At 59.7% G+C, this 17,872-nt stretch carries 16 protein-coding genes; 3 read left to right on the top strand and 13 right to left on the bottom strand.

Annotation, left to right across the window (positions count from 1 at the left end):
• Window positions 1–6 precede the first annotated feature (6 nt).
• From PAF12_RS15190 to cysQ, 9 genes are all read right to left on the bottom strand, one after another.
• Window positions 7–1,401 carry a hypothetical protein gene (locus tag PAF12_RS15190; RefSeq protein ID WP_271107852.1) on the bottom strand — a complete coding sequence of 465 codons (1,395 nt, stop codon included), beginning with the start codon at window positions 1,399–1,401 and terminating at the stop codon, window positions 7–9.
• Window positions 1,394–3,073 (bottom strand): beta-1,6-N-acetylglucosaminyltransferase, encoded by a 1,680-nt coding sequence (locus tag PAF12_RS15195; protein WP_271107853.1) that lies wholly within the window; start codon window positions 3,071–3,073, stop codon window positions 1,394–1,396. The genes PAF12_RS15190 and PAF12_RS15195 overlap by 8 nt, the downstream gene beginning before the upstream one ends.
• Window positions 3,070–4,089 carry a glycosyltransferase family 2 protein gene (locus PAF12_RS15200; RefSeq protein ID WP_271107854.1) on the bottom strand — a complete coding sequence of 340 codons (1,020 nt, stop codon included), beginning with the start codon at window positions 4,087–4,089 and terminating at the stop codon, window positions 3,070–3,072. Before PAF12_RS15200 ends, PAF12_RS15195 begins: the two co-directional genes overlap by 4 nt.
• 22 nt (window positions 4,090–4,111) lie before the next feature.
• On the bottom strand, window positions 4,112–5,350 hold the full coding sequence (locus tag PAF12_RS15205) for a glycosyltransferase family 1 protein (RefSeq protein WP_271107856.1): 1,239 nt from the start codon (window positions 5,348–5,350) through the stop codon (window positions 4,112–4,114).
• Window positions 5,340–6,341: a UDP-glucose 4-epimerase GalE gene (gene galE / locus PAF12_RS15210; RefSeq protein WP_271107857.1), complete on the bottom strand. Its 1,002-nt coding sequence runs from the start codon at window positions 6,339–6,341 to the stop codon at window positions 5,340–5,342. The genes PAF12_RS15205 and galE overlap by 11 nt, the downstream gene beginning before the upstream one ends.
• A 5-nt stretch (window positions 6,342–6,346) precedes the next feature.
• The gene (locus tag PAF12_RS15215; protein WP_271107858.1) at window positions 6,347–7,240 is read right to left on the bottom strand and encodes a UTP--glucose-1-phosphate uridylyltransferase; all 894 of its coding nucleotides are present in this window, start codon (window positions 7,238–7,240) and stop codon (window positions 6,347–6,349) included.
• A gap of 95 nt (window positions 7,241–7,335) precedes the next feature.
• Complete coding sequence (locus tag PAF12_RS15220) at window positions 7,336–8,553, bottom strand: glycosyltransferase family 2 protein (protein ID WP_271107859.1); 1,218 nt, start codon at window positions 8,551–8,553, stop codon at window positions 7,336–7,338.
• Window positions 8,550–9,350, bottom strand: coding sequence for a 3-deoxy-manno-octulosonate cytidylyltransferase (locus tag PAF12_RS15225; protein WP_271107860.1), 801 nt, complete (start codon window positions 9,348–9,350; stop codon window positions 8,550–8,552). The genes PAF12_RS15220 and PAF12_RS15225 overlap by 4 nt, the downstream gene beginning before the upstream one ends.
• Window positions 9,350–10,153 carry a 3'(2'),5'-bisphosphate nucleotidase CysQ gene (gene cysQ, locus PAF12_RS15230; protein WP_271107861.1) on the bottom strand — a complete coding sequence of 268 codons (804 nt, stop codon included), beginning with the start codon at window positions 10,151–10,153 and terminating at the stop codon, window positions 9,350–9,352. Before cysQ ends, PAF12_RS15225 begins: the two co-directional genes overlap by 1 nt.
• A gap of 117 nt (window positions 10,154–10,270) precedes the next feature.
• Between cysQ and PAF12_RS15235 the strand changes: the two genes are divergently transcribed.
• The 3 genes from PAF12_RS15235 (at window position 10,271) to dnaJ (ending at window position 14,528) form a co-directional block, all read left to right on the top strand.
• Entirely contained in the window at window positions 10,271–11,095 is an 825-nt protein-coding gene (locus PAF12_RS15235) for an ABC transporter permease (protein ID WP_271107862.1), read from the top strand.
• A gap of 285 nt (window positions 11,096–11,380) precedes the next feature.
• Window positions 11,381–13,297 carry a molecular chaperone DnaK gene (gene dnaK, locus PAF12_RS15240; RefSeq protein WP_271107863.1) on the top strand — a complete coding sequence of 639 codons (1,917 nt, stop codon included), beginning with the start codon at window positions 11,381–11,383 and terminating at the stop codon, window positions 13,295–13,297.
• Between the two features lie 67 nt (window positions 13,298–13,364).
• Window positions 13,365–14,528 carry a molecular chaperone DnaJ gene (dnaJ, locus tag PAF12_RS15245; protein ID WP_271107865.1) on the top strand — a complete coding sequence of 388 codons (1,164 nt, stop codon included), beginning with the start codon at window positions 13,365–13,367 and terminating at the stop codon, window positions 14,526–14,528.
• 75 nt (window positions 14,529–14,603) lie between these two features.
• On the opposite strand, the gene PAF12_RS15250 is transcribed toward dnaJ, so the two are convergent.
• The 4 genes from PAF12_RS15250 to arfB form a co-directional block, all read right to left on the bottom strand.
• Window positions 14,604–15,146, bottom strand: coding sequence for a murein L,D-transpeptidase family protein (locus tag PAF12_RS15250; RefSeq protein ID WP_271107866.1), 543 nt, complete (start codon window positions 15,144–15,146; stop codon window positions 14,604–14,606).
• Between the two features lie 77 nt (window positions 15,147–15,223).
• Window positions 15,224–16,648, bottom strand: coding sequence for an inorganic phosphate transporter (locus tag PAF12_RS15255; protein ID WP_271107867.1), 1,425 nt, complete (start codon window positions 16,646–16,648; stop codon window positions 15,224–15,226).
• 68 nt (window positions 16,649–16,716) lie between these two features.
• Window positions 16,717–17,157 carry an NUDIX hydrolase gene (locus PAF12_RS15260; protein WP_271107869.1) on the bottom strand — a complete coding sequence of 147 codons (441 nt, stop codon included), beginning with the start codon at window positions 17,155–17,157 and terminating at the stop codon, window positions 16,717–16,719.
• Entirely contained in the window at window positions 17,150–17,575 is a 426-nt protein-coding gene (gene arfB / locus PAF12_RS15265; protein WP_271107871.1) for an alternative ribosome rescue aminoacyl-tRNA hydrolase ArfB, read from the bottom strand. The genes PAF12_RS15260 and arfB overlap by 8 nt, the downstream gene beginning before the upstream one ends.
• Window positions 17,576–17,872 lie beyond the last annotated feature (297 nt).

Here is a 17,872-nt window from a genome sequence, read left to right on the forward strand (position 1 = left end):
AACCAGTTATGAAGGGGGATTGCTGAACCCGAACTGGATATAGTCGCGCAGATAGGCCGCCCGTGCCGCTTTTTGCAGGGTGTTATCGTTCAGAAATGCAGGCATCGCTTCGGGTGCCGGGAGGGGCGGGCAGTCGGTCAGTCTGGCGGCCTCGGCGAGCCAGGACAGATCACGCGCAAGCGTTTCCTCGCGCAAAACCAGATCGGGCGTCATGAAGTGGGAGAACCCCGCCAGCACCTCCGTCTGAGTGGCCCAGATCGGCAGCACCGGAAGGCTGGTCTGGCCGTTCAGATTGCGGCGCAGGAAGGACAGGAGTTCCGCAAACAGCTTGGCCTGATCGTCCTCGGTCAGGGAAGGCAGGGCCTCGTCCTCGGGCAGGGAAACCCGGTGAATATCACGAAGCGTCTGGCGCAATTCGGCTGGCGCGCCGTTGATAAGATGCGAAAACGCGGCCCATGCACGGCGCAGCGGATGGCGCAGCACGGTGAAACTGCGATGGTTCGCATGTGTCCGCAGCCATGCTTTCAGCGTGTTTTGCGTGAAACTGCCTTCCAAGGCGCCGCCAGCCGCCAGCCAGTCTTTCACCGGGCTAACCGGCCCGCCACGCACCGGCATGAAAATCAGCCCCCCGCCCCGCTCGGTCGCGACGAAACTGGGCACCGCCGGACCCCGCCTGGGCTCGAATGTCGGGATGCGCGACAGGCCAAACGGATCGAGCCGGGCCAGATCGGACCGCATCTCGTCGATATTCGTGACCTTCTCCGACATCTCCCGCGGGTTCTGCGGCACCTGATCGGAGGCGGGTGTTACCTTTTGCAGGTCCGTCCGGCCCAGCCAATGCAGCAGCCCGGTCAGAATATCCGCATCGCGCAGATCGTCATAATTCAGCCAGAACGCGCTTTGACCGCTGATCTGAAGCCCGCGCAGGACGCGCGCCTGAAAAGCCTGAATGCCAGAGAGCAGATCCCGAAATGCGTCCCCGTCATAGGCGATGCTGGCCGGGATCGGGGTTTCGGTCTGGTTCAGCTTCCATTGGTTGGTCTGACGTGCAAGCTCGGTCGAGACGTAGCTGTCGACCGGGTTGCGGGTCAAAACGATCTTCGCGCAATTGCGGTTCCGCATGATGGCATCGAAGACCCGTGGATCATGGTCGTGGAAATAACGAAACCCCGACAAATGCCCTTCGCGGTCGGTGATGGCGCTGAGCAGTTGCAGCGGATCGGCCTCGCGCTCGGCCATCGTGACATTGCGGATTTTGTCGACGTCTGGCCAGCCCAGCATATACGGATTGAACGCCTCGCCGAAGCAGGTCACGCCCTTTATCGCGTTCAGCGAGGCCTCCAGCAAATTGCTGCCTGTCCGCATTTCAGCGAAAATCACGAAGCTGCTGATGTCAGACATTCCATTCCTCTTCTGAACGTGTCGCGGGGAAATCCCCCATCAGCCGGGGCTGAAGGCCCGCGTTCCGCAAACGTTGCAGGAAGCGCCCGACATGATCCAGCTCGCGCATCGGTGGCAGCGTTTCGATCTGTGGCGGCTGTCCGACCGAGAGGTCGGCAATGATGCGTTGCAGCACATCTGCTGGCCGGGCAAGGAAATCCGAAAGCTCCCAGATTTCCGTATCCGCCTTCACCCAGACCGAGCGCATGATGTCGAGTTGCTGAAGCTCGATCCGTTGCAGGCGGGCAGCAACGCGGCGGATGTCGTCAAAAGGCATGTCCGACTGCATCAGTGGGATCACCCATGCACCCGTAACGACGCGAAAGGTCGCGTTTGGATCGGTGACCATGAACCAGTTCAGTTGTTGCTGGTCGCGGGGTCCGTACTGAAAAATTTGCCGCTTGTCGCTGATACGGATCAGGCTGGTCAGGAAACCGGAGGGGTCATAGTCGCGGCATTCGGGCTGGCTGGACAAGACACCGGGACCCAGGTTCGGGCGTCCGGCGAATTCTACCGAATCCGGCCCGAACAGATGACCGTGAACCTCGCCCTCGATGTGGGAGGCGAGCCAGCCTTCGAAATTCTGAAAGATGTCCGAAAACCCTTGCAGAACCACATAGGGCTTTGCCGTCTTGCCGTTCTCGCGATCCTTGGCGGGAAAGCGGCTTTGCATGTAAAGGCCCGGCCGTCCCAGTCGTCGACGGGTGGCTGCTGCCGCGATAATGCGTTCCATCGTGATCGGGTTCGGCTCGTCGCGGGCGTGGTCGGGGCCCCAATCCTCGGGAAACCGGCTCAGCAGGTCCTGGGCACCGGGCCAGATCTTCCGCGCGACGAAGCAACGCGATGCGGCAAGCACGTCGCCATGATCGCCGTAGAGAATATATGGTTTGCCCTGATTATCGAAATTCGAAAGTGTCAGCGACCGGCTTTCGATGCGGGTCGAGTGACGGCGCACCAAAGTCTGAAAATAGCTTTCATCCGGGATCCAGACCCATTTGAAGAATTTATCGAATTCCGTCCGGCGTGGATCATACAGGATTGCCGCGATGGTTTCGCGGGTGAGGCACCACCATTGAGAGCCGAGATGGGGGGCGATCCCCGTAGGCACCCGGCGCCTGACCCGGAACCTGCGTTGAAACTCGACCAGATGATCGAACAGCTTCCGGCGCTTCCGCCATGAAACCGGGAAATATTGCTGAAACCGCTCGATATTCAGCCCGCCAACGGTCCAGCCCACATCATAGGCGCTGACGCTTTCGATGAAATCGACGCCGGGATGGCGGGCAAGGTAGTCTTGCAATTCGGAGACCGGGCGCAGCGGCAGGCAACTGCCGGAGGCAACGAACAGATGCGTGACATCGCCGAAATTCTCCAGCAGGTTCTCTGCCGCCCTCTGCGTTGCCTCGACCATCGAGAACTGACCCCAATCGCATGCCTGCCGCCTGACCCACAGAAGGTCATCGAGATCGGAGAGAGAGGATTTCAGCGTTTCGAACTGGGCCGCAGAGGTGCGCCGATCAACGTGGATCGCTACGGCGGCGCCGCCCTCTCGCCAGACCCGCACCATCTGGGACGCGACATCCAATTCGTCGTGGCACAGGAAAATGATGCCGAGCCGTGCGGGGACCCTCATACCCAGTTCCCCTGCGAGATCAGCCCCAGTTCTTCCAGTTGCCGCCAATCTTCATAGGCGCGGGACTCGGGCGTCAGCAGGACCAGATCGTCCTGAAGCGAGGCGTTATAGGCGCGGTATTCCTGACTGTTGGCATAATGCTCGCCCCGCTCCATCTCTTCGCTGGATTTCTCGATGAAGGTGGACAGAAACTTCGCGTGCAAAAGCGCGCCGGAGGTCCTTTCGCCGCCATCTTCGTCATAAACCAGGTTCAGGCTTCGAGGCAGCGCCATATGGGTGGAGGAGATGTAGCAGTATCTCCGCTGCCAGTGGATCAGCGGAATCTTGTTCAATGCAGGCGCCAGTTCCGGGGTCGAGGCGAAGAAACTGCGTGCCCGTGGCCCGCCCTGTATCCACAGATTGCCGAAGCGCCCGTTCTTGTGGATCATATAGTTTGCAGGATCGAAATACCGTGCGGTCTCCAATGGATTTTGCCCTTCGTGATAGGGTTCGTCCCCGATGCGGCCCTTGGGGTACACATCCAGCAGCATGGCCGGAAAGGATCGCTGACCAGAGGTTTTCATCCAATGGGTCAGGGCCTGCAACGGTCGGGTGTCGCAATGCGGAAACACCAGAAACTCGTCAGGATCGACCGTCAGGCACCAATGACCACTGCCGTAGCGGAACAGCAGCCAGTTTATCCAGTCCATCCCGAAGCGCGCAGCCTTGTAGCTGGTTTTGGTCCGCCAGAGCGAGACATCGTCCTGCCGCTTCAGATATTCGTCGCTGCCATCCCCGGAGTTATTATCGACGACCAGAAAATGATCGATGCCCATTTGCCGATAGTAATCAAGAAAGAAGGGCAGCCGGACACGCTCATTGCGCAATGTGACGAAGCAGAGAAGACTGTGCGGCTGGATCAGGCTGGTTTGTGGCCTTACGGGCACGACCTGTCCGCGCCGCCGGATTGCCCGGCCGAGATACCACTGTCTGATCGCGCGTAGCTGAAGCGCGTTCCAATTGGATTTCAGTCCCAAGGGCAAATGCCGATGCTGTCGCTTACCGTTCGCGTTTCATACCACTTAAAGCGGTATCGACAACACCGAAATGCGCCTCCCACGTGGGTGTGGGATACGGATCACGACGTAACGGCTTGGCCGGGGCGAGATCGCCGGCGGTATCCGCCCAAGCTATAGGGTCGTCGGGTGGCAGATAGGTCGGGTAATCTCCGAGCACCTCTTTTGCGGAGGGAAGCGGCGCGCTCACCACCGGAATACCCCGGCCCGCCGCCTCTGTCAGAGGAATGCCGAAACCCTCCGCATGGGAAGGCATCAGTAAGCCGTGGCTGCCAGCGATGATCGCCGCGACGGCAGGGTCAGGCAGTCCGCCACATTCAACGATCCGGCCGTTTTTGGGAAGTTGATCCAGGCGCCTGAACAACGCTTCGTTTTTCCAGCCGCGTTTTCCGATAATGAAAAGCTGTGGCGCCTCCGCTTGTGGATTGCGGCGCGACAGTTCTTCCCAGGTATCGAGCAGCAATGCATGGTTCTTGCGGGGCTCTATCGTTCCGATTGTAACGAAGTAGGGGTTCGACAAATCCAGTTGCTTCGGAATGGCATCGAAATCCGGCTCCGAAAGCTGCGTACCGATATGCGCGACGATGATTTTCGGGTTCGACTTGACGGCCAGACGGCGTCGCCACAGGTCGATCCGTTCCGCCGTGTCTTCCGAGATCGCGATGATCGCGTCTGCAAGCGACATGGCCGCCATGAAGCGATCGCGGAAGACCTCCGTCTGGCCGTCGCGCGTATATTCCGGATGGTCGAGCGGGATGGTGTCGTGGATCATGACGGTCCGCGTCAGCCCCGACAGTCGGTTCAGCAGTGCAGGCGTCAGATTGCTGTGCCCGATATTGAGATAGACCGCGCCATCGGGAAATTGTTTCGCCAGTGTATCGCCCAGCCCGCGACCGGAGGGGCGACCGATATCAAGCGCCATCCGGCGCAGCGCCGTCTTTACCAGCGCGCGGAGGTCGTTCCGGCCTGCCAGCCTTTCCCGCCAGCCGGGGCGAGAGGGCAGTTCGTCCAGCTCACCGGCCATCCATCGTTTTATCGCAGGCCCTGCCTCGGGCGGCAGCAATGCCTGCCCGCTGGTGACGCGGCACAACAGCAGATGATCGCGAGACTGAACATGATCCAGCCACGCATCTTCGACCCGGTCTATCCCGGTCAGCGGCCCTCGTCCGATGCGCGATACCAACCGGGAGACGTCCAGCAGGACCGGCTGCTTATTGCTCATAACCGCCATTCTGATGCCAGCGCCACGCGTCGCGGATCATCTGGGGCATTGTCGAACGATCCGGCGACCAGCCGAGCACCCGCCCCGCTTTCGCGCTGCCCGACACCAGCTTCACGGCGTCACCGGCGCGCCGTTCGCCGTCCTTCATCGGTACGGCCCGGTTGGTGACGCTGCCAGCTGCGGCCACCACCTCACGGACAGAGAACCCCTTTCCGGTGCCAAGGCAAAACCGCTCGGTCCCGCCCTTGGTCGGACCGTTCCCAGCCCGCAGCCAGTTCAGCCCCTGCACATGCGCATCCACCAGATCCATCACATGCACATAGTCGCGGATACAGGTGCCATCCTCCGTCGGATAATCCGTGCCGTAAATCGTCAGTGCATCGCGCCCCCCGTCAATGGCGTCGAGGATCAGCGGTACCAGATGGGTCTCCGGCTGGTGGAACTCACCGACCTCGGTGTCCGGATCGGCCCCGGCGACGTTGAAATATCGGAAGATCACGCTGTTCAACCCGTCGGAGTTGCCGAAATCCACCAGCATATCCTCAATCGCCCGCTTGGATGCGCCGTAAGCGTTCAGCGGCAGTTGCGGCGTGTCCTCGTCCAGCACGACGCCGTCATGATCGCCATAGGTCGCGCAGGTCGAACTGAACACGAAATCCCGCACCCCGGCGGCCAGCGTTGCCTCGATCAGGTTCAGTGAGGCGCAGACATTGCCGCGCCAGTATTTTCCGGGTTCTGACATCGCCTCGCCCACCTGGCTGAGTGCGGCGAAATGCATGACGGCCACGGGTTGATGCGCGGCGAAAACTTCGTCCAGACGTCCCCGGTCCATCAGGTCGCCCTGCTCGAACGGGCCGAACTTCACAGCGCCGCGCCAGCCGGTGACGAGGCTGTCATAGGTGACCGGCACATAGCCTGCCGCCTTGAGAACCTTGCAGGCATGCGAGCCGATATACCCGGCCCCGCCGGTCACCAAAACCTTTTCGGACATTCTTGCTATTCCGCCGCGCGTTGCAGCGCCATGATCTCGTTCAGGTATTCGAGAAACTCGCCACGCAATTCCTCGCGTTCAAGGCCGTAGGCGACGGTGGCTTGCAGGAAGCCCGCTTTCGAGCCGCAATCATAGCGCTGGCCACGGAAGCGCAAACCGAACACGTCGCGGCCTTCCACGATTTCGTCGGCGATGGCGTCGGTCAACTGGATCTCTCCGCCCGCGCCCTCGCGGAGCTTGTTGAGGTTCTGCAAAACGGTCGGGGCAAGGATATAGCGCCCGATCACAGCGAGATTAGAGGGCGGGTTCTCCTTCGGCTTTTCAACCAGCCCCTTGGCCTTGACGATGGCGCCCATATCTTCGGCCACGTCGAGCACACCGTAAGAGCTGGTCTTTTCGGCCGGCACTTCCATCGTTGCGACCATCGTGCCGCCGGTTTCGGCATGGGCTTCTATCATCTGCTGAAGGCAGGGCGGCTCACCCATGATCACGTCGTCGGTCAGGATGACAGCGACAGGTTCGTCAACCGGGATCAAACGCCGCGCGCACCATACTGCGTGGCCCAGACCCATTGCCTTGTGCTGGCGGACATAGGCGATGGCACCGGAATCCATATTGGTCGACCGGAGCAGATCCAGAAGCGCGGTCTTGTTGGTGCGTTTCAGATTCGCCTCAAGCTCATGCGCGTGATCGAAATAATCCTCCAAAGCGCCCTTGCCCCGCGAGGTCACGAAAATAAACTCTTCAATCCCCGCTGCGCGCGCTTCGTCAATCGCATATTGAATCAGTGGACGGTCCACCAGCGTCATGATTTCCTTCGGAATCGACTTGGTGGCGGGCAGGAAGCGTGTTCCGAGTCCAGCCACCGGGAAGATGGCCTTGGTCACTTTCTGGTTCATCGCGTTGTTCCTAATCCTTGTGGAAATATTGGCATATATCTTAAATGCGGTAAAACTTGTTTCAAAACTGCTTTTGGTACAGGTTGGTCTATGTTCTAGCGGATTCTGCGGCGCTTCGCCCGGGAAATCTCCAGATCGCATCTGTCACGAAACCGTGACATCATCGCAGGCGGATCATCAGGATCTGATTTGCCCCATACCCCTCCTGTTTGTTCAAACCATCCACCCTTTGTCAGACGCACCCGATGCGGAAGGAATGTCGGGGTGAACAGAATAATTGTGACGACCCGGTTAAACCTGACTTGTTGTTGTGCTTTATCACGAAGGTTTTTTGCCTGCCAATACCAGCCCGCCAGTATGATGCTGTCATTTTGGTTACAACTTGCCGACAAAAAAGGCAAAAACGGGTCAGGATCGTCGTTCCGGGGGGATGGCTCTTCTGGCAGCGACGTCTGGCTGCCCTGTTTCGCGCCGCGCCGGAAGCTGCCGAGAACCGCGGGGATGTGCAGTGGGTCGAGCGCGCCGTCCACCATGTTTCGCAAAAGCCGCTGCCTTACCTCTTTCAGTCCCGGTCGAACCGGCGTGCCTGAGTAGCGCCGTTGAAAAAGTGCCAGAGACCGGCCTTGTGCGGTCAGATCCCTGGACACGCCGGAGCGACTGCGTCTCGTGCTCTGTGCCCTTGCGTGTATGACCTGAGCCTGCGGGACGATCGCTGTCAACGATCCGGGGAATCTGCGTGAAAGCCGCATATTCACATCCGATTCGTCCAGATGGAAGGCAAAAGCCGGATCGAAGCCGCCGATCCGGTGCAGTGCCGTGCTGCGGAATGCGCAGTTGGTCCCGATGGTGCTGACAGCTTTACCTTCGCTGGCAGCGCGCAGATATATGCCGCTTTCCGGAAGTTCGATGTCTTCCGCGCGACCCGATGCGGTCATCAATTGTGACCGGGTCTGCCAACGAAAGCCGTCACCCTCGCGCGTCCAGCCTGTCGCGGCGATCACATCAGGTTCGTTGAAGGGGACCGTCAGTCGGGAAAGCCATGTCGGCTCGGCAATGGCATCGTCGTCGATAAAGGCGATGACCTCGCCCGCAGCCTGAGAAAGGCCGAGATTGCGCGCCGCAGAGATGTTCGGGGCGTCGAATGCGATGCGCTTGATCGGCAATGAAGGCGACTGCGCCAATCCTTCGCGGTCTGCCACCAGAACCACTTCGAAATCTTGATGATCCTGAAGGCTGAGGGACTGCAGGCACATGCGCAAATGCACCGGGCGACCGCGCGAGGCGATCACGACGCTCGTCCGGGGTGGGCTCACGCTTGTCCCATCTCCGCCAGCATCGCCTCGATGCGTGGAATATCTTCCGGGTTGTTCAACTCCCAGAATTGCCGCCCCCGTGCTTCCACTTCCACGCAAAGCACGCGGCGGCCATTCTCCAGAAAACGAAGCTGCTCCAGCCCTTCCAGACGTTCCAGCTTGCCCTCTGGCCAGGTCGGGTAATCCGCCAATGCGTTCGGTCGATAGGCGTAGACACCGACATGATGATAAACCGGCGTGGGCTCGTCCGGCGCGAAATCGCGGGCGGCGAAGGGTATCACTTCCTTGGAAAAATAGAGTCCCTGCATCTCCGCGCCGAAAACCGCCGTTGTCCCGCCAACCCTGCCAGCCATTCTTTCCGCGATGAGGTCGGCGCGCATCTGTCCGGTGCATCGCAGCACCGGGGTCGCCAGCTCTGCCTCAGCATCGGCGCGAAGGCCGCGAACAAGATCTTCGATAAACCAGGCCGGGGTGAGGGGGGCGTCGCCTTGCAGGTTGACGACGATTTCTGGTGTTGCGCCCAGATTTTTTACCGCTTCTGCACAACGCTCCGTCCCGTTCCGACAGTCAGGGGAGGTCATCACGACTTCCGCTCCGAAGGCTTCGGCAGCATCGCGGATGCGATCATCATCCGTTGCGACGACCGCCCTGTCTGCCCCTTCGACGGCTCTGGCCGCACGCCAGCTCCGCTCGATCAGGGAAACTGCCTCGCCGGTTGCGCCGCGCAGCATGGCCAGCGGTTTTCCGGGATAGCGGGATGAGGCATATCGGGCCGGGATGACGATCAGAACGGACATCAGGCCTCTTGCTTGACCAGCAAAACGCCGGGCGCATAGGCGATGAAGAACGGGTTTTCAAAGCCGGGTTTGCCGTAGGTGAGTTCGGTGTGGTCATCAAACCGGACCACTTCGCCCCCGGCACCGCGCAGCACGGCATCGCCTGCCGCCGTATCCCATTCCATCGTCCGGCCAAGGCGGGGATAGAGATCAGCTTCGCCGGTCGCGATCAGGCAGAATTTAAGCGAAGATCCGGCGGAGGCCATGTCGCGGGTCTTGTAGCGGGCGATATACTGATCTGTCGCTTCGTCCCGATGAGATTTCGATGCAACAACCATCAGGCCGCGATTATCCGGCAGCGGGTTGACACCAATCGGACTTGTCACCCCGGGCTGATCGCCGAACGGCCCCTTTTCCTCGACGGAGCGACCATCTGCCGTGGTGTAGAACAGACGCTCCTTCGCCGGGGCGTAGACGATGCCGCGCAGAGGGACGCCGTTTTCGACATAGGCAATGTTCACCGTGAAATCGCCACGACGCTTCACGAATTCCTTCGTCCCGTCGAGCGGATCGACGATCAGAAACGTGCTTGCGTTCTGGGCATGGGTCGCCGCCTGCTCCTCGGTGATCAGTGTGACGTCGGGAAACTCGGCCAGCAACCCGGCGGAAATCATCGCATCAGCGGCCTCATCGGCCTCCGTGACAGGCGAGGCATCGGATTTGGCCCGGACCTCGAAGTCATCGGCCCCGTAGATCTCCATGATCTTTTCGCCGGCTTCAAGCGCGAGGCGCCGCATGGCACTGGCAAGCTTTTCGAAATCCATCTCGTCACCCGTCGATCAATTGGTTGTTTGCTGGCAGCAATGATTGTCCAGCCATCTTCAACCCCTTATGATACCGCCTTGAGGTCAGGGCAAGCAGTACCGACGGAAAGGGCCACGATGTTCGAACAACGACAAACCCGCACGATGGGCGGCGCGGCCCTGACGACGCTGGCCCTGATCTACCACATGACGGTCTATAAGATTCGAAAGGGCGACCGTAATGCCGTATTTGGTTTGGCGATGTCGGTTGTTAAGTCTCTGCTGATGGTCGCTATTTTGTATCTGATGTTTTACTTCCTTCAGATGAGGAGTTCACCGATACGAGGTAACTTCATACTTTATATAATGTCGGGAATTTTCCTATTTCTCACGCAGAATAAAGCTATGGGTGCAGTCTTAGGGGCAGATGGTCCTGTCTCTCCGCTCATGAAGCATGGGCCGCTTAATCCAAGCATCGCGATTGTATCGTCGGCTCTGGCGGCTTTGTTCCAGCAGACCTTTGCTTGCTTGACGCTTCTTCTTTTGACTCATGCCCTTATTGAGCCTGTAAAGCTGGAGTATCCTTTCATCTGTCTCGGGATATTTTTGCTAGCTTGGTTCACCGGCTGTTGCATTGGTTTGATGTTCCGCGCCGCAAAGCCGTGGTGGCCGGGGGGAATTACCATTATTAGCCAGTTTTACATGCGGGCCAACATGTTTACATCCGGCAAGATTTTTGTAGCTAATGCTTTGCCGTCGACAATGCTACCACTGTTCACGTGGAACCCGCTCTTCCATACGATTGACCAAGCGCGTGGCTTTGCGTTCGTTAACTACACTCCTCGCAATTCCGATCTCCTTTATCCCATCTCTGTCGCGCTTACCTTTCTCATGATTGGCCTGGTTTGGGATTTTGTTAACAGACATTACATTTCCCTCAGCTGGTCTATTCGTCGTCTGTAGATCAAGAAGACTGTTCCTGTCCTATAATTTGATTGAGCTACGGGAGAGCTGGGGCTGCGTCGAACTTTCGGCCGGGTATGATCACATCATGAATCGCCGCAACCAAATAATGACAAAAAACTGTCGCGTTACGATGCCCTGCGGTTCTTGCAGCCCCCTGAACCCCTACCTATATAGCCCTGCGAAGCCGGCTATGGGGTCGGCGGTTCAGACAATGGGATCAGGCTTTCGGGGGCCGTTTACGGACCCGCAGGCCGCCGACATCGCCGGAAGAGAGGTTTGAATATGTCAAAAGTCATCGGAATCGACCTGGGAACCACCAACAGCTGTATCGCGATCATGGACGGCAGCCAGCCGAAGGTCGTGGAAAACAGCGAGGGAGCGCGCACCACGCCGTCGATCGTTGCCTTTACCGAGAATGAACGTCTGGTCGGCCAGTCCGCGAAGCGGCAGGCTGTGACCAACCCGAACAACACGATTTTCGCCGTGAAGCGCCTGATCGGGCGCCGGTTCGGTGATGAGGCCGTCGAGAAGGACAAGAAGCTTGTCCCCTACGACATTGTCGATGGCGGCAATGGTGATGCTTGGGTCGAAGCCCGGGGCGAGAAATATTCGCCGGCACAGATTAGCGCCATGATCCTCGGCAAGATGAAAGAGACCGCGGAATCCTATCTCGGTGAAGAGGTCACGCAGGCCGTCATCACCGTCCCCGCCTATTTCAACGACGCCCAGCGTCAGGCCACCAAGGACGCTGGCAAGATCGCGGGGCTTGAGGTTCTGCGCATCGTGAACGAGCCGACGGCGGCCGCACTCGCCTACGGTCTCGACAAGAAAGAATCGAAAACCATTGCGGTCTATGACCTTGGCGGCGGTACGTTCGATATCACCATCCTTGAAATCGATGACGGGCTGTTCGAGGTGAAGTCGACCAACGGGGACACGTTCCTCGGCGGTGAAGATTTCGACATGCGGATCGTCAATTATCTCGCTGAAGAGTTCAAAAAGGAACACGGCGTCGATCTGACCAAGGACAAGATGGCCCTGCAGCGCCTGAAAGAGGCGGCGGAAAAGGCCAAGATCGAACTGTCCTCCTCCAGCCAGACGGAGATCAACCAGCCGTTCATCTCGATGGACAAGGACACCGGCACCCCGCTGCACATGGTCGTCAAGCTGACCCGTGCCAAGCTGAACAGCCTGGTTGGCGATCTGGTCAAGAAAACCATGAAACCCTGTCAGGACGCGCTGAAAGACGCTGGCATCAGCAAGGGTGACATTGACGAGGTGATCCTTGTCGGTGGCCAGACCCGCATGCCGCTGGTGATCGAGGAAGTGACCAAGTTCTTCGATAAAGAACCCCATAAGGGCGTGAACCCCGACGAGGTCGTGGCGCTTGGTGCTGCGGTTCAGGGCGGCGTGCTTCAGGGTGATGTGAAGGACGTGGTTCTGCTCGACGTGACCCCGCTTTCGCTGGGGATCGAAACGCTCGGCGGCGTGTTCACCCGCCTGATCGACCGCAACACCACCATCCCGACCAAGAAGTCGGAGACCTTCTCGACCGCCGAGGATAACCAGAACGCCGTGACCATCCGGGTCTTCCAGGGTGAGCGCGAGATGGCGGCGGATAACAAGATGCTTGGTCAGTTCAATCTGGAGCATATCCCGCCAGCGCCGCGCGGTATGCCGCAGATCGAGGTGACGTTCGACATCGACGCCAACGGTATCGTCAACGTCTCCGCGAAGGACAAGGGCACCGGCAAGGAGCAGAAGATCACCATTCAAGCCTCGGGCGGTCTGTCCGACGAGGATATCGAACGGATGGTGAAGGACGCTGAAGCCAATGCCGACGCCGACAAGGAACGTCGTGAGCTGGTCGAGGTCAAGAACCAGGCAGAAAACCTGATCCACACGACCAAGAAGTCGCTGGAAGAACATGGCGACAAGGTCGATGAATCGACGGTTGAGGCAATCGAACTGGCCGTGAACGCTCTGGAAGAAACCCTGAAGTCGGACGATGCCGGCAAGATCAAGGGCGGTATCCAGAACCTCATGGATGCCTCGATGAAGCTGGGCGAAGCGATCTACAAGGCGCAGGCCGAAGAAGGCGAGGCAGCAGATGCCGCGTCTGAAGATGGCCCGCGTGGGGTGGATGATGACATCGTTGACGCCGATTTCGAAGATCTCGACGACGACAAGCGCAAGTAAGCGCCGATGACTGGCGGGGCCGGTTCGGGCATCGCGCTCGAACCGGCCTTTGCATAAGGGGCACGGAATGGCGAAACGCTGTTATTATGAGACGCTAGGCCTGTCCAAAGGGGCTGAGGGTGACGAGATCAAGAAGGCCTATCGCCGCAAGGCGAAAGAGCTGCATCCAGACCGGAATGGGTCCGACCCGAATGCCGAGGCGCAGTTCAAAGAGGTCAACGAGGCCTATGATTGCCTGAAAGATCCGCAGAAGAAAGCGGCTTATGACCGGTTCGGTCATGCTGCTTTTGACGGCTCGGCCGGGTTCGGTCGTGGCGGTCCGGCGGGGCAGGGTGATTTCGGTGCGGCTTTTGCGGATGTGTTCGAAGACCTGTTCGGCGACTTCATGGGCGGTAGGGCCGGTCAGGGCGGGGCGCGGCAGCGCGCGACGCGCGGGCAGGATCTGCGATATAACCTGTCAGTGTCGCTTGAAGAGGCATTTTCTGGCCTGCAAAAAGCGATCAATGTCCCCGGTTCTGTTACCTGTGACGAATGCGAAGGCACGGGCGCGGAAGGGGCGGTTGAGCCCACGACCTGCCCGACCTGCTCCGGCATGGGAAAGGTGCGCGCGACGCAGGGCTTTTTCACGGTCGAGCGGACCTGCCCGACCTGTAATGGCGCCGGCCAGATGGTCAAGAACCCGTGCAAAGCCTGTCATGGCGAAGGCCGCGTCGAAACCCGCCGCTCACTTCAGGTGAATATTCCGGCCGGTGTCGAAACCGGCACCCGCATCCGGCTTGCTGGTGAGGGGGAGGCGGGTCTGCGTGGTGGGCCGCCCGGAGACCTATATATTTTCGTCAGCGTCAGCGAACATGAGATATTCCTGCGCGACGGCAAGATGCTGGCTTGTCAGGTCCCGGTGAGCATGGCGACAGCCGCGCTCGGCGGCGAGGTCGAGGTGCCGACAATCGACGGCGGGTGCAGCCGTGTGAAGGTGCCTGCGGGAAGCCAGTCGGGACGTCAGATGCGCCTGCGCGGCAAGGGTATGCCGCCGCTGCGGCACGGTTCGCGTGCTGCGGCTGAGCCGGGTGATATGCTGATTGAGTTGGTTGTGGAAACCCCGGTCAATCTGACCGCGAGGCAGCGTGAACTGCTGCGTGAGTTTGATGAGATCAAGGCGGATAATTCCCCCCAATCCAGCGGATTTTTCGATAAGGTCCGCCATTTCTGGGATGGAATGACCGGCACCTGATCTGCGCCATCACCGGTATGAAAACAAAAAAGGGTCCGGTTTCCGGGCCCTTTTTGCATAATGTCACGCCGTATCTTATGGGTTGATGACGACCTGAGTGCCTTTTTGCACCATCGCATAGATTTCTTCGATGTCGGAATCCTCAACCGCGATGCAGCCTGCGGTCCAGTCTTCTTTGCCTTCGCGCAGCGCCTTCCAGCCATCCGGACCGCGACCGTGGAAGAAAATATCGCCGCCCGGCTTTCGTCCTGCCGCCATCGCACGCGCCTCGTCCTCCGGTCGGGGATAATTGATCCCGACGGAGAGGTGATACTGGCTGCGCGGATTGTAGCGGTCGACGAAGAAAATCCCCTCGGGCGTCTTGCCATCGCCTTCGAATTGCTTCGCGCCAATCGGTTCATTGCCCAGGCCGATCTTGTACGCCTTCAGGACGGTACGGTCGTTCAGCAGGAACATCATCCGGTCGGATTTGTTCACCACGATCTGCGTCACTTTCGGCCCGTCATAGCTGAGGAACCGCGGAGCCGCAGGCCCGGTGGACGCGCTGTCACTGCCGCCACATGCTGCCAGAATAGTCAGGAAAACCACGCCCAGGGTGGCCCGGATTGCTCGAATCATCATCGCCTCGTTACGCTGTTGGTCGCGTTATGCACACATACCTAGCATAGTCGACGGATTCTCGCTAGGCAGATCGCTCAGTCGATCAATGACATAATGGCGAAGATGGACGCCGCGACCGCCCCCGATGCCGGGACGGTGACCGCCCATGCCGCCAGGGTGGTCCAGACATGGCTGCGGCGCACCAGCCTTCTGCGCTGCAACTCCTCGACCGGCAGGCGCTCGCGCGATTTGCGGCGGAAACGATCCTCCCATTCGCGGTAGAAGCCTAGGCCGAATATGCCGCCGACCACGCAATGAGTGGTCGAGACGGGCAGTCCTACTGAGGAAAACGCCAGTACCGTTGTTGACCCGGCGAGGGTGGCACAGAAAGCACGCAGCGGGTTCAGCCGTGTGATAGAACTGCCCACCATGCGGACCAGCCTGCGCCCGAAGATGACGGAGCCGAGCGCGATGCTCAGCCCGGAAAGCCCGATGACCGAAAGCGGCAATTCTGCGCCGCGAACGTCGGCGAATATAATCGTCAGCGGCCCGGCGACATTGGCGACGTCGTTCGCCCCGTGGGCAAAGCCGGACAGAAGGGCCGTGATCACAAGCGGTCCGGAAAGCATGTCTTTCAGCGTTTGCTTTTCGCCCTTTCTGGCCGCGACCTGACGGTTGATCTGCAACCGCGCACCGAAGAACGCGGCTGTGCCAAGGGTCAGGGCCAGCAGGAACTGCCGGACGCTGAGGCTTCGTGTCTCGGACAGGTTCAGAATATAAAGCGCGAAAATGGTCGCTGCCGTCGCGAGCAGCAGCGGTAGCCAGAGCCGGGCTGCTTCCTCTCTCTGCTTTGCGAAATGAACGCGCCAGCGCAGCAATCCGAGGATCAGGGATGCCAGAAGCCCGGAGATCAGCGGGGCGCCGACCCAGCCCAGCGTGATCTGCATGACATTCTGCCAGTTGACCGCACCAGCGCCAATCCCGACGATCCCGGCCCCGGTGACCGCCCCCACGATGCTATGCGTGGCGGAAACCGGCGCGCGGACCCAGTTCGCGAAGGTGATCCAGATTGCAGCCCCGGTCAGCGCCGCGACCATGATCTTTGCAGGCGATGCCGCGTTTGCAGCGCCGCCGCCATAATTCACGATTTCATAGGCGACGGTATGCGTCACGCGATCACCCGCCAGCAGCGCACCGGCAAGCTGAGCCGCCGCCACCGCTGCGAGGCCTAGCCCGATTGGCAGCGCACCCGCCCCGAAAGCCGGACCGGCGGAGTTGGCAACGTCGTTTGCACCGATATTCAGGCCCAGATAAGCGGCGGCAATGCAGCCCGCCATGATCGGCCCGTTGAACGGAAGCCCGGCACCTGCCAGCGAAACGACAAACACCACCAGCGACAGCGCGCCAAGAACCAGCCCGGCTCGCTGCAGCGGGCGACCGGCGATCCAGCCGGCCCCTTCGCTGTTGCCGATCCGGGAGAGGTCCTTGTCAAGAATACGGTAGTCGCGGCCTGTCTGCATTGCGGGAAGATAGGCCTCCGCTATAGCTAAGCAAGCCCTGATGACCTGCAAATAAACAAAAGAACAACTTAAAAACTGCGCAGAAGCGCCTTCAAACCTTCTTCGTTCACAAGCTCGGCAGCTTTCTCGGGCGAGAACCATTGCCTTTCGCGCTGGTGGCGTTCGGGATAGTCGGCCTCAAGGCGATCGACATTCACGATATGGACCTGCACATCGACCGGAATGCTCAGCCCGTTATCCTGTTTCTTGTCATAGGCGTAACGACCGCAGGAACTGGCCTCCACCTCGCCGCGCACGCCTGCTTCCTCCCAGGCTTCCTGCAGGGCGGCGTTTGCGGCGCTGCGCCCGCTCATTGGCCAGCCCTTCGGGATGATCCAGCGCCCGGTATCGCGGCTGGTAATCAGCAGCACGCGCCCGGTTTTGGGTTGTACGCAAATCGCGCCGACCTGAAGTGCTGGCGGACGCCGCCCCAGCACCAGATCGAGCACGTCCCGCATCATGTCATTCATCGTTTGTCCTCACCCGGCCCCGTAGTGCCTTGACCTGTCCCCGTTCCGTCTTGGCCTTGAGCCGTCGCCGCTGACTGCCAAGTGTCGGCCTAGTCGGGACACGCGGTTTGGGCGCGACAGTTGCGCGGCGGATCAGATCCGCCAGCCTCTCGCGTGCAATCTCCCGGTTCCGTGCCTGACTGCGGGTGTCCTGCGCGACGATCAGGACCGCACCATCCTGCGTCCATCGGCGACCGGCAATCCGCCTGAGGCGCCGTTTCACGGGATCAGGCAGGTTGGGCGACCGTTCCGCTTCGAATCGCAACTCGACGGCTGTTGAAACCTTATTCACGTTTTGTCCGCCGGGACCTTGGGAGCGGGTGAAATTCTCGCTGAGTTCCCATTCCTCGACGGCGATCTGATGGTTGATATGCAGCATTCTGCGGCAGTGCTCGATCTTTTGTTCAATATCCCTAACTCGAACCGCGACAAATTGTTTCCTCACAAATTTCTCATCGGGGTTATGAAGATTATCCTATATGATCAAAACAACATTTACGTGACATTCTTGTCGGTCATTCTACCAATGGATGCAATGCCGTTGCTGCGCACATAAATTTGTAGTGATTTTGCCGGTTTCCCATGCGTCAAGTAAGGTCGCCACGGCTTTCATATCCTACAAAATCGCGCGAGTGTCGCTCCCACGATTTGGAGGCATAATTTTGGCCCATCACGC

It is taken from the genome of Paracoccus sp. SCSIO 75233 (genome assembly GCF_027912675.1).
GTDB lineage: Bacteria > Pseudomonadota > Alphaproteobacteria > Rhodobacterales > Rhodobacteraceae > Paracoccus.